The sequence below is a fragment of the Paenibacillus sp. MCAF9 genome, from assembly GCF_052114265.1.
Lineage (GTDB): Bacteria > Bacillota > Bacilli > Paenibacillales > Paenibacillaceae > Pristimantibacillus.
This window is the reverse complement of sequence record NZ_JBFREL010000033.1, coordinates 53,751-66,285: the sequence shown is the minus strand read 5'-3', so window position 1 is coordinate 66,285 and position 12,535 is coordinate 53,751. Positions and strand designations below refer to the sequence as shown.

The following is a 12,535-nucleotide window of genomic DNA, read 5'->3' as shown; positions in this document are numbered from 1 at the left end:
TATTGAATGTACATAGAAACCTTCCTTTCGAAGATGGTTGGGTGGTACCTCCATTTTACCAAAGGTTGGTTTCTTTGTTTTTTACAGATTTCAAAACTTTGAAGAGGGTGCCTCTAAAGCCTATGGCTTTTGGGACACCCTCTTTTATTGGCAACCAGATCTGTTTGTAATTCTTATTCATTACATGACTGAACAGTGATAAACTATGGAATAGCCTTTAACGTTTTGGAAAAGTAGCATTGCACGGATTAGATGGGGGACTGGATAACATGTTGCTTGCAAATAATGTTAAGTTAAAGGATTTGCTGAACGGAAATAAAATGGATACACCTTCCTTTTTACATATAGCGATCGCGCTGACTGAATCCGTACATAAGGCTCATAAGCAAAACCTACTGATCGGTCATTTGAATCCAGCAGGGATACTCATTCAATCGGAAATAAATAGTGTTGTGCTCACAGACGAAAGAATAACAGATTACGCCTACCTATCTCCTGAACAAACAGGCAGAATCAATCGTAAGGCTGACGAACGAAGCGATTTGTATGCAATCGGCATGATATTTTATCACATGCTCGCAGGTCGTCTGCCCTTTCAAGCACAGACTATGGAAGAATGGCTGCATGCCCACCTTGCGATTGTGCCAATGCCTTTGCGTAAGGTGCGTTTGGAGCTGGAGGGTTCTCTCGAAAATATTATTATGAAGCTGTTGTCGAAGAGGCCAGAAGACCGCTATCAGAGTGCTTTTGGATTGCTGTTTGATTTGAAAAGCTGTGCTTCTTCCATGGAGAAAAAAGGAGAAATCATCCCTTTCGAAATCGCTCGTGTCGATGAGGCTAGTCGGTTTCAGCTGCCAAAAACTCTTTTTGGTCGTGAAATGGAAGGAAGGGCGCTCCGCGAGGCTTTGCAACAGGCGCAAGCCGGCGTGTCTTCGTTCGTATTCGTTAGCGGAAGTGCAGGCAGTGGAAAAACCGCGCTTATTCGAGAGTTTCAGGTGCTGGCTAGAAAAGAAGGCAGTCTGTTCATTGGAGGGAAATGTGATCTGATGAATCGTGACGTTCCGCTCTCGCCGCTCTTGCAGGCTCTGCGGAGCTTAATTCGGCAAATATACAGCCAGTCCCCTGAACGAATGGCAAAGCTGAAGTTGCAGTTGGAAGAGGCATTAGGTCAAGGAGCAGCTGTTATCGTACAGCTGCTGCCAGAAGCAGCTAAGCTTTTTGGCGAACTTCCGTCTGTGGAGCCGCTGCCTCCTGCCGAAGCGGCTATTCGGTTTCATCGCTTGATTCCTCTTTTTATGAATATATTTGCTGAAGAGGAACATCCTCTCCTTATTTTTCTAGACGATCTACAATGGGCAGACCCAGCTACGTTGGATGTCCTTCGTTCGCTTGCCCATGCTCCCAATCGATTAAACTTACTAGTAATAGGAACGTTAAGAGTAGAAACGGCTTCTGGCTGCTCGGACAACGGAGCAAATCAAGGTGAAGCAGCCGTATGGATGGAGAACACACTTAACTTGCAGCATGCAAGCTCATCGATACCTGTACAGCATATCGCCCTCGAAGCGCTGACCTATTTGGATGTAAGGCAAGTTCTTTCGCATGTTCTTAACGAAAATTCGGCTCGTGTACGAACACTTGCAGAGGTGCTATATCATCGAACAGGCGGTAATCCACTATTCGTACATCGTCTTCTAGACAGCCTGTATCGTGAGAATAAGCTTTATTATGATGAGGAAGCTGCGATTTGGAATTGGGATGCTGCGGCAGTTACACAGATACCGGAACATCCTGACATTCTTCATTTAATCGGGACCCGTATTCGTATGCTTTCACCGGATATGATTGAGCTGCTTGCCATAGGTGCAGCGATTGGTCATCGTTTTCATTCCTCTACGATCGCTTTAGTAAGCGGCCGCTCTCCGCTTCATACACTTCAGCTTTTACATTTAGTAGAGGAAGAGGGTTTATTAAGTAGAGAAATTGAAATGGATGATGCAGCAGCGGATGAAGGTTATTATACATTTATGCATGACCGTGTGCAGCAGGCAGCTTATATGACTATTGCCGAAGCGGAAAAAGCGAACTTGCATCTGACCATCGGCCGTGTGTTACGCGACCATTCATTAGAAGAGCGTGAACACTCCATTTATGATATGGTGTATCACTTGAATATGGGCAGCGATAAGCTGGTAAATGAAGCAGAAAAGATGGAGCTAGCTGAATATAATTATCAGGCAGGTTTGAAATCGAAGGCAGCAACAGCATTTGCGGCTGCTCTGAACTTTTTTGAAAAAGGCTTGCAGCTTGCGGGGGATGATTGGAGGAGTACGAGCTCACTAGCCTATCGTCTGATGCTGGAGCTGCCTGAATGTGAATTTATGTGCCGTCGCATAGACAAGGCAGAAGCTCTGCTCGAACAATTGATGTCCTGTACTACGGACTTGGTGGAGCGCTCTCAGATTTACCTGAAACGCATAGCCATGTATTCGTACTTAAAGAATGACGAGCTTGCTGTCCAGATTGGAAAGCAGGCGCTGGAGGAATTTGGATGGATTTTTTCCAGTAAGCCCTCTAAAGCTGTCATCGTAAAGGAATTGATCATGACGCAAAGTGCATTATTTAGTATGCGGCATGAGATTATGAATTTACCGATTAATCGTAATCCTGAGTATAAAGCCTTGTCGGACTTGGTCATGGCGATATCTTCTTCTGTATTTACATTAAGCCTTGAACTGTCTGCTGTACTTTTCTCGAGGTTCATTCGCTATGCTCTAAAGCATGGAAGCAACGAAGCGTTCGCTTTTATGCTTGCTGGCTATGGCATGATTATTTTTAAAATTTCTTTCTATTATACGGGACCTCAATATATAGATTTGGCATTTAAGCTATCAGCCTCCTTTGAAAGCTCGGATTTGCGAAGCAGACTGCACTATATTAAGGGGCTTGTTGGGCTGCAGCAGAATCCTGAAGCAAGCGTGAAGCATTTTGAGCAATCGATTTACTATGGGATGGAATCGATTAATCTGTCCTTTGTAAGTATCGCTATGCTAACCTCTACGACCACTCATACCGGTGATTTGCATACACTTACTGCACGGATTTCGAATTATGAAGAAATTTCACAGCAGCTCTTGGATGAAGTCACAGTTAATATCTTTCGCATTGCGAGGTGGTATGTGGCACAAATGCAGGATGGAGCGGGTGAATACGATGAGGTCGTAGTGCCGGTGCTGAAGGATCGATTCGAGGAGAAGCTGAATAATGAGGTTTATTATACTTGTACCAGTCAGATAGAAATAGCTTATTTGTTCGGACGCTATCAAGATGCCTTGGAATGGGTAGAGAAGGGCAAATTCAACACGTATCGTCAAACCCGGATGCAAGTGCGCAAACAGCATATTTACCATTCCCTGACGCTTGCTGCCATGTATGCGGAGGCAGCGGTGGATGCGAAAAAGGGCATTCGCGCAAAGCTTAACAAGCAATTGCGCAGCATGAGGCAATGGACGGGATATTACGGGAATGAATCTTCAGCATATTTGCTCATAACCGCTGAGCTCCACCGTATTGATGGTGACCGAGTGAATGCAGCCAAAGGATTTGAGGGAGCGACCCGAGAAGCTCGAAGAGAAGAAAATGGGCTAATGGAGGCTATTTCTTGTGAGCGTGCTTCACTCTTCTATAGGGAAGCTGGGAGTATTACCGGAGCGGATGTTCTGATTGCAGATGCCTGCGCTGCTTATTCAAGATGGGGGGCAACTGCTAAAGCAAAAAGACTGATAGATTCAAATTCCACACTGAAATTAGCTATGGCGGAACTACAAACAGAAAGCGTGGCTGCCACTGAGGAAATTGGACAAGTAAGCACTATCCATGAAACCAGGCCAATGTTCATTGATGAAAAGGCGTTTATACGGCAAATTACAGATTGGTCAAGAAAGGCAGATGACTCTAATGTAATGAGCCATTTCCTGGAGTCGGCACTTCGGTATTCCGGTGCGGAAAAGGGATATGTGCTGGAGAGCCATGAAGAGATTTTCACCATTGCAGATCAGGCTGGCACTAGGAATGAGAGTGATGGAGAGGTTTCGTACGCGGAGGCTATCGTCCGTTATGTGGTTAAGACAGGTGATTCGGTTGTACTCGCAAATGCTTCACGCAGCTCATACGCAGCTGATCCCTATATCACTCGCAGTAAGTCTCAATCTGTTCTTTGTATGCCGGTTTCCTTTCCGGGAACATCATCGCAATCTGTTCTTTATTTGGAGAATAATCTGATCTCCGATGTATTTACGAAGGAGAGGCTGGAAGTGCTGGATCTTATGATTGCACGGATGGTTTATTTGAAATCGTCAGAGGAATTTCTAATGCAAAGCAGTGCGTCTAGTAGCGATTCGGAGTATAGTCCACTAGATATCGCTGCCAATGCTGCACAGCCGCAGCCGCTAGTTGAACTGCTGACAAACCGTGAAGCAGAGATTTTGTATGCTTTAACCGATGGATTGTCAAATAAGGAAATCGCCTATCGTTTTGGATTAAAGGAAAGCACAGTGAAAAGTTATGTATTCCATCTATACGGAAAATTAGGCGTGAAACGGCGCAGTCAGGCCATTGCGCGTGCAAAAGAATTAGAGCTGGTTAATTAGTTGTATAGGATAGGCATTTATATGTGTCGGGAATACAGAAGAGAATATCTCAAAGATAACTCAATCTGCTTAAAAAATCATGTAAATATTGAATAAAAAGGCGTTACAGAGATTTATTTCTGTGACGCCTTTTTTATATTTTAGCCTGATTATTATGGATCAAAATTGGACATTCAACGGATAATACTAGGCTCTAACCAGCTCTTTGGCATACTGCTTGCCTGCCGAAAGAAGAGTGCCGCTCAGTTCTGGATCGTGAACAGACCGTGCAAGAACAAGAGTGCCGACCATTGTACTGATCAGTGCGCTGCCCTTAGTTGTGTCAATTTCCGCTAGATTGGAGATAAAAGCAATCATCCGCTCTAGTTCGTGGGTGAATACTTGCCTAACCTCTTCGGAAGAACGGGAAATTTCGCCAGAAAGAGCAGGAAGAATGCAGCCCATCTCAGTTTTGTCGCGGTGATACGGACTTAAATAATAATCGATGACACTATTGATTTTGGGATTCTGCTTCTCCTGATCAGCAGCATTCTGCAAAATCGCAATGGTATCGCTGATAGCATACCGGCAGGCTTCGGCGACCAGCTGTTCTTTGTTGTCAAAGTGTGAATAAAACCCTCCATGCGTAAGTCCTGCCCCCTTCATAATGAACGGAACACTTACATCGAGTATACCCTTCGTGCGAAAAGCTTGGGCAGCACTTTCAACGATCTTATTCCGCACTTTCAACTTATGACCTTTGGGATACGGTATTGTAATCACTCCACAGCTTCATAATTGTATCTTCAAAATATTATAGTCGTCATAATATAGGGTGTCAATTGAGTGAATTCAGCAACGGGTAGCTTGGGAAGGGCTTAATACAGTTGTTGACGATGTTAAAATATGATGGTTATAATATATTATGGTCATCATATTTTAAGTGGTTTCAACAGGAGGGATCAGGATATGAGTACGCTTGAATCTGTAGAAACATTGGTCATTGGATCAGGTCCGGGAGGTTATGTGGCGGCGCTTCGTTCTTCACAGCTTGGAATGAAGACGGCGATTGTGGAACGCAGTCAGCTCGGCGGGGTCTGCACGCATGTTGGCTGTATTCCATCCAAAGCATTAATTGCAGAATCGCATCGCTATGATTTGCTTAGGCAGTTCAATCATACGGATTCGGCAGCAGCATTTAATAATGCGCAGCATTTCAAGCAGGAAATTGTGAAAAAGCAGGCAGGAGGAGTTAGCTATTTATTAAAGACTGCTGGTGTGAGCATTTTGGAGGGAGAGGCCAGTTTGGTTGATGAACATACAGCAATTATTCAGCAAAGCGGCCGGGAGCAAACGATTTCTTTTAGAAACGCCATATTGGCAACGGGATCTCGTCCGATCGAGCTGCAAGCATTTCCGGTTGGAGGACGTATACTATCTTCCACAGAAGCGCTATCGCTCCCTGAAGTTCCGACCAGTTTGGTCGTTATTGGCGGCGGTTATATCGGAATCGAACTCGGCCAAATGTATGCCAAATTTGGAACAAAGGTATCGATTCTAGAAGGAGGAGAACAAGTACTCCCGGGCTTCGAGGCAGACCTCGCGATCCCTGTGGTTCGGCAGTTGAAAGCCGATGGAATTCAAATGATTACTGGGGCGACAGCACAGAGAGTGGTTCAGCATGCTAATTCAATTACGCTGCAGTATTTAAAAAACAAGGAGCAACATGAGGTTACAGCGGAGTATGTGTTAGTCACTATCGGCAGAAAACCTAATACAGATGGTCATTTAGGGCTTGCGAACATAGGCTTGCCCGTGACGGGCAGGGGACTGATTGAGACAGACGAACAGTGCAGAACGGTTATTCCAAATATTTTTGCCATTGGAGATATTACGGCTGGTCCGGCACTCGCCCACAAGGCTTCTTACGAAGCGAAAATTGCGGCAGAAGCCATTGCTGGTCATGCCTCTGAGGTTAATTATAAAGCCATTCCGCTCGTCGTTTTTTCTCATCCAGAGCTGGCCAGCGTTGGTTTAAATGAAACGGAAGCAAAAGCTAAATCCATCCCGATTGTTATTGGCAAAGCTTCTTTTGCAATCAACGGAAGAGCTTTGGCATTGAGGGAGACTGAAGGGTTTGTGAAAATTTTGGCGGATCCATCCTCAGGAATCGTGATCGGTGCACAAATCGTTGGCGTGGAGGCTTCAACACTCGTATCAGAGCTTGGCCTTGCTATTGAGATGGGAGCAACCGTGGAGGATTTGGCTTTGACCATTCATCCCCATCCGACATTGGGTGAAGTAATTATGGAAGCTGCAGAAAACGCGGTTAGAAAAATGATGAAGATAAAAAAAGAGCAGCAGATTTAACTGCAAATAGAGAATGGGAGAGATTGAGGAATGAAAATAAAAGCAGGTTTTTATATTGGGATTGCGGTTGCGCTGATCGTTGGAGGTTCGCTTCTTGTTGTTAAAGGAAAGGATGCAGTCAGTCAGGCTGAGATGAGGAAACAAGGTGTGCTTGAGGCGGAGCAAACGACCCTGTTTTATCAGAAAAGTCCAGGTTCGATTGTAGAGGTGGATGTGGCTGCGGGTGACTGGGTAAAACGGGGTGATGTGTTGTTCAAGGTTAAATCAGCTGAAGAAGGAGAAGCAGATGTGCTTGCACTAGATGACGGGTTGATCAGCAGAATTGCGGTTAAGCCGGGGGATCAAGTAAAGCAAGGAGCGCCGATGGCGGTTTTGCAAAAAAACAACTATTATACAGACCTCTACATACAGGAAAGTGAGATCCAAAAGCTTCAGGTTGATCAAAGCATTGGTATTCATTTTCCATACTTGGATGATCCCGCACAGGTGAATGGTGTTGTGACTTCGATTTCAGCGGCCCCTCAATTTGCGAACTTGCGCATGTCACGTGAAAAAGGGCAGGCAGATTTAAGTATGTTTCTTGTCCGAATAGCTGTGGATTCAAATGCTGATTTGCTTCCGGGAATGACGGCGGAGGTGAGACTTGATGAAATCGCTGATTGACGAATGGAGGTACGTATCGGGCAGTAAGTATTTGCGTTTAATCTTTATTGGTCCGCTTGTTGCGGCCCTATTTTTTGGATTAATGTTCTCGCATAACCAAATTAGCGAATCGCCTGTCGTAGTCATTGATGAGGATCACAGCTCGTATTCGCGGCAGCTGATCTCGAAAATAAATGCTTCCCCCTACATGAAAGTTACAAATGTGTACGCGAGCCGCCTGAGCCCGGAAACATTGCTTGCAAATGAGCAGGCTGTAGCGGTCATCATGCTGCCTAAGCAGCTTCAGCAGCTTCAGCAGCAGGGCATATCAACGAATATCGGCATTTTAATGGATAACACGATGCCCTCTGGGTTAACCGGCATTCGGACAGCGATTCAGGAAGTCATCGTAACGGAAAATATGACCCTCTCTATGTCCCGCCTGGTTCAAAAAGGGATGGACGCCGAAACCGCTAGAGGCGTTGTTTCTCCGTTGTCTCTTCAGCAGCGGATGCTGTTTAATCCAACCACAAGTTATGTCGGCTTTATGGTGCTTGGTTTTGTAAATATTGTGGTTCTCATGATTACAACAAGCGCAGCGGGCTCTATTGCGCCTCGTCTGCGTCAGGAAGGAAAGCTCTTTGCAAACGGTAAGTCGCCCTTGCAGCTTTGGATTCGCAGTGTTCCTTACGCGGTCATGACCGCCCTTTCGCTGCTCTTATGTTATGGATTACTGAAGCAGGTGGGGGGAATGCGGTTTGAAGCGGAGCCTTATATTTTTATTATCCCATTGCTTGTTTATGCCTTTGCGTTGTCACTTATGGGGCTGTTGATCGGCTATTCTGCCAAAGATTTGTCTAAAGTCAATTTGCGAACCAGCTTCGTATTGTATCCCTCATTTCTTGCAACTGGAATTCAACTGACTCCGCTTGCTTTTCCAGAGCCATTTCAAATTTTTGCATGGGTATTGCCGATGAACTGGCTTAACCGCCTCATACGCGGGATGGCGTTTCGGGATGGAGCGCTAACAGCCTACAGTCAGGAGCTCGGAGCACTGCTGATCATTATAGGCGGGGTATCCTTATTCATTGGATTACTGGTACTGCGGGAAGCAGGGAAAACATATTCCAGCCGGGAACGAGTCGTGAGTGCGGACATTCTGCCGAGCAGCGGTTCGTTAAATAGTTAAGTTCCTTACCCGTTCGAATAACGCCCTTGACTAAGATAGATACCCTATTTCAGTCAAGGGAACACGGGGGAATACGAGAGTTCATATTCTCGACTGTTCGAAGGTTTGTTTATTCGCGTTTAATAAATAGTTTAAAGACACTATTTTTCAAATAATCAAGGGAGTAAAAAACAGGTTTATCGTTATCGTCATAGTGGAGCTGCTTTAATAAAATAATTTCATTGCCGAGTACATCGATAGCATTCTGGTCGAGCAGCTTGGAGCTGTTTAACGCGCAGATTTCAGTAATGGCATAAGCAATATGAATCCCCATCTTGTTTTTCAAAAAATCAAAGATAGCCCCCGTAAATTCCCCATCGATATGCCCTGTGACCAAGCTTTGCGGGAAAATATTATAATAAAAAGCTACCTTGTTCCCATTCGCAGTTCTAGACCGCTCCAATACGACAACGGGTTCATCAATTTGCAGTTGTTTTTTCCAATCATCCTCCGGCTCACGCGAATAAATCTTGATGTCTAACTCGCTTTCGGTATAGCCCCCGTTTTTAATCATTTGCCCCACGCTTTGAAGCTTGCTGAGTGGATTGATTATAAAATCAGAGCGGTTGTTAACGTAAGTGCCGACCCCGTTCTTGCTTATAAGAATCCTTTCCCGCTGAAGCATCTTGAGCGCTTCCCGAAGAGTAGGACGACTCACTTCATATTTTTTTGCTAGTTCAGGCTCGGAAGGAAGTTTATCCCCAGGCTGCAGTTCGCCTTCGTTAATGCTTCTTTCAATTTCCTCTTTGACTTTGAGGTAAAGCAGTTTCTTCTCCAAATTGCGCTTTTCCTCTCCGTAAGTTGATTATATCGTTCTTCAGATCTATGCTGTCTGACAACATGATTGTAGCATATTTTTGTTTTTTTGATCAACTATACAGCTTATATGGCACTAATCATCTATACAATTATTTAACATTGGATGGATTGACACTGCGAAGATATTTTCCCTATAATTTTAGATGTCAGACAGCATGAGCTTGCATAAAACGAAGAATGGAGGGGTTCTCGAATGAGGCTGCAATGATTCTGTGCTGCTGCTCTGGGCTGCAGAATTTTTAGCTCGTAAGCTTATACCGATCTTCAATTGAAATTCATTTCATTTACCGGAGGGGAAGTTCGTATATGAAGAAAACCATTTTAAGTCTTGTGACTGCATGTGCATTGGTCATTCCTTTCTTCAGCGGAGCTGCTGTAACGCATGCAGCAAGTCATTCGGAATTAGCCGCTCACTGGGCGCCTCAGATTTATCAAGATGTGAATGCTGATCTAGACGTTAGAGCCGATTTTATAACCAATTTCAATTATGATGGCGACTTTATTGCACGTAATAATTGGGATAATCTTAACAACTTCAATCAAAATGCTTATGTCTACTATAAGGTATCAGAAACGCTCACTCATTATTTCATCGAGTACGATCTCTTCCACGCTAGGGACGATGCTTATACGAGACCTCTTGATGCGCATGAGAATGACCTCGAAGGTTTGTTCTTAGTCATCAGAAAAGATGGATCTACATATGGATCTTTTCAGCTAATGGAGACCATGGGCCATAATCAGTGGTATGACTATACGAATGATCCTAACATTACTTCAGGCTCAGACGATGTCGATGGCGGGGTTCTATTCAATGGTAGCCATCCTAAAGTATTCAGCCAGGCGAATGGCCAAAGCCCTAGCGGAGGACATGGCGTCAAAGCCTATGACGGTTCAAGCGCTCCAGGCGGAGATGGGATTGTTTACAATTATACGGGTACAGCCGAGTTCCCAACGAATACTTCCGGAAGCTACACTAACCAATACGGCTACGATTTAATTGAATGGGGCGATCTTTGGAGCAAAAGAACCGATCCTAACATTTTCTCCTCATTCGGTACATTTGCAGGCGATAATCATACGGCCAACTCAGCAAAAGCGCCTTGGGGCTGGGATGATAGTGACGATGGCCCTGCCCTTCAGGGGATGAACTGGTCAGATCCGGCTCATCAAGTAGACGTACATCTGAATGGTCTTGGTCCATTCTCGCATACGTATGTCTCTAATCCGTATTATTCTCATAAGATTACCTTGCTTAATATGCAGAGTCTAGAGGATCGTGATCCGTTTGGCGGAAAAAGCGATATCTACATTAAAGCTTTTGTAAATGGTCAAGGCCAGACGGACGCTAGGTTCTGGAAAAAAAATGATGCTCCGAAATTCCAAAATTTCAACATCGCTTTCGGCGCAAATGATGCGGAATTTGGACCTAACTTCTCGGAGAGCTACAACACCGTTTATGTTGCCAAACCATCCAATACGAATGTGGAAATCCATGCTTATGATTCAGATGGAACCTCGGGTGACGATGACATGGGATATGTATCGGCAGTTGTTGCTCCTGGAAATACGGTGACATGGAACAATGCTGTAACAAGTAATGGACAAGCCATCATATCAGCGATTGTGTCAGCGAAGTAATTGAAGGATAGAGAATGGGCATAGCCCTATAAAAAATAGGAGGATGGAAATGTTTAAGAAACCAACAGCAAAATTATGGGGTACGGCCGTACTGGCAGCTTTTATGGCAACAAGCCTTTTATCGGGATGCGGTGCAAACAAAAATAATCAAGAATCTGCAAATAAAGCAACCAATGCACCAACGAATGCACCGGTAGTGGAAACGGAAAAACCAGCACCAGCATCGAAGAAATTGGTTGTATATGCAGCGCTGAATGAGGATGACATTGTCCAAATTCAGAAGAAATTTAAAGAGGATACAGGGATTGAGCTGGACTATCTGCGTGTAGGAAATGCTGGAGAGACCAGCACGCGAATTCAAGCGGAGAAGGATGCGCCGCAAGCAGATATTTTTGTGGGAGGCTCGGTTGAATTTCATCAGACACTTGCTGATCAAGGGCTGCTTGAGGCCTACACATCTCCAAATGCCAAAGAGATTGAAGAGCGCTTCAACGATCCGAAAGGCTTCTGGCAGGGTTGGTATATGGGTGTTCTAGGTATTGTTCTAAATACGGAAAGATTCAAAAAAGAGCTGGAGCCTAAAGGGATTAAAGAACCGGCTACGTGGGACGACTTGCTTGATCCTGCTTATAAAGGTCAATTTGTAACATCGAACCCTGCGACAGCGGGCGGCGGCTACATCTTTGTTGCGGATCAATTATTCCGCTTGGGTGAAGAGCAAGGCTGGGATTATCTCTCTAAGCTAAATAAAAACGTCCATCACTATACAAAAGCTGCAGGAGACGGAATCAACCTTACAGCAACAGGCGAATTCATTGCCGGTATGTCTTGGGCGCATGATATCGTCAAATCCGCCAAGTCCGGTTACCCGATCAAAGTTATCGTTCCAGAGCAAACCGCATTTGAAATTGGCGGTGTAAGTATCGTAAAAGGCGGAGCGGATCTAGAAAATGCGAAGATATTTGTAGATTGGCTGTTAACGAAGCCAGTTGGAGAAATGAATACTCAGCTCTCCAACCGCTACTCTGTAAGAAAAGATGTAGCCGCTCCAGAAGGCATGATCAAGATTGAAGATGTGAAGCTTGTTGATTATGACAGAACCAAGGCTTCCGAAATGAAAGCAGACGTTTTAGCAAAATTTACGGAAATGATCGACAAGAAATAATTAACAGATAAACGAATGCACTTCGCCTGCGGCCATGCGTTA

General features: G+C 44.7%; 8 protein-coding genes. 6 read left to right on the top strand and 2 right to left on the bottom strand.

Annotation, left to right across the window (positions count from 1 at the left end):
* Nucleotides 1-269 precede the first annotated feature (269 nt).
* Complete coding sequence (locus tag AB4Z45_RS28640; RefSeq protein ID WP_441912781.1) at nucleotides 270-4,649, top strand: helix-turn-helix transcriptional regulator; 4,380 nt, start codon at nucleotides 270-272, stop codon at nucleotides 4,647-4,649.
* A 186-nt stretch (nucleotides 4,650-4,835) separates the two neighbouring features.
* Here AB4Z45_RS28640 and AB4Z45_RS28635 read toward each other — a convergent pair whose 3' ends face one another.
* On the bottom strand, nucleotides 4,836-5,402 hold the full coding sequence (locus tag AB4Z45_RS28635; protein WP_441912782.1) for a TetR/AcrR family transcriptional regulator: 567 nt from the start codon (nucleotides 5,400-5,402) through the stop codon (nucleotides 4,836-4,838).
* 195 nt (nucleotides 5,403-5,597) lie between these two features.
* Between AB4Z45_RS28635 and lpdA the strand changes: the two genes are divergently transcribed.
* Genes lpdA through AB4Z45_RS28620 form a run of 3 tightly spaced genes read left to right on the top strand, consistent with a single transcriptional unit; the run spans nucleotide 5,598 to nucleotide 8,829 of the window.
* Complete coding sequence (lpdA, locus tag AB4Z45_RS28630) at nucleotides 5,598-6,998, top strand: dihydrolipoyl dehydrogenase (protein ID WP_441912780.1); 1,401 nt, start codon at nucleotides 5,598-5,600, stop codon at nucleotides 6,996-6,998.
* Between the two features lie 30 nt (nucleotides 6,999-7,028).
* Nucleotides 7,029-7,661 carry an HlyD family efflux transporter periplasmic adaptor subunit gene (locus AB4Z45_RS28625; protein ID WP_441912779.1) on the top strand — a complete coding sequence of 211 codons (633 nt, stop codon included), beginning with the start codon at nucleotides 7,029-7,031 and terminating at the stop codon, nucleotides 7,659-7,661.
* A complete protein-coding gene (locus tag AB4Z45_RS28620; protein ID WP_441912778.1) occupies nucleotides 7,645-8,829 on the top strand; it encodes an ABC transporter permease in 1,185 nt (394 codons plus the stop codon). Before AB4Z45_RS28625 ends, AB4Z45_RS28620 begins: the two co-directional genes overlap by 17 nt.
* A 109-nt stretch (nucleotides 8,830-8,938) precedes the next feature.
* On the opposite strand, the gene AB4Z45_RS28615 is transcribed toward AB4Z45_RS28620, so the two are convergent.
* Nucleotides 8,939-9,646 carry a GntR family transcriptional regulator gene (locus AB4Z45_RS28615; protein ID WP_441912777.1) on the bottom strand — a complete coding sequence of 236 codons (708 nt, stop codon included), beginning with the start codon at nucleotides 9,644-9,646 and terminating at the stop codon, nucleotides 8,939-8,941.
* A 347-nt stretch (nucleotides 9,647-9,993) separates the two neighbouring features.
* Between AB4Z45_RS28615 and AB4Z45_RS28610 the strand changes: the two genes are divergently transcribed.
* Together AB4Z45_RS28610 and AB4Z45_RS28605 are read left to right on the top strand one after the other, a co-directional pair.
* Nucleotides 9,994-11,328: a hypothetical protein gene (locus AB4Z45_RS28610; protein WP_441912776.1), complete on the top strand. Its 1,335-nt coding sequence runs from the start codon at nucleotides 9,994-9,996 to the stop codon at nucleotides 11,326-11,328.
* A gap of 49 nt (nucleotides 11,329-11,377) precedes the next feature.
* A complete protein-coding gene (locus AB4Z45_RS28605) occupies nucleotides 11,378-12,493 on the top strand; it encodes an ABC transporter substrate-binding protein (protein WP_441912775.1) in 1,116 nt (371 codons plus the stop codon).
* The last annotated feature ends 42 nt before the right edge of the window (nucleotides 12,494-12,535 follow it).

Coding starts and splice junctions, on each gene's coding strand:
- AB4Z45_RS28640 (WP_441912781.1), top strand. CDS start 270: ATGTTGCTTGCAAATAATGTTAAGTTAAAGGATTTGCTGAACGGAAAT.
- lpdA (WP_441912780.1), top strand. CDS start 5,598: ATGAGTACGCTTGAATCTGTAGAAACATTGGTCATTGGATCAGGTCCG.
- AB4Z45_RS28625 (WP_441912779.1), top strand. CDS start 7,029: ATGAAAATAAAAGCAGGTTTTTATATTGGGATTGCGGTTGCGCTGATC.
- AB4Z45_RS28620 (WP_441912778.1), top strand. CDS start 7,645: ATGAAATCGCTGATTGACGAATGGAGGTACGTATCGGGCAGTAAGTAT.
- AB4Z45_RS28610 (WP_441912776.1), top strand. CDS start 9,994: ATGAAGAAAACCATTTTAAGTCTTGTGACTGCATGTGCATTGGTCATT.
- AB4Z45_RS28605 (WP_441912775.1), top strand. CDS start 11,378: ATGTTTAAGAAACCAACAGCAAAATTATGGGGTACGGCCGTACTGGCA.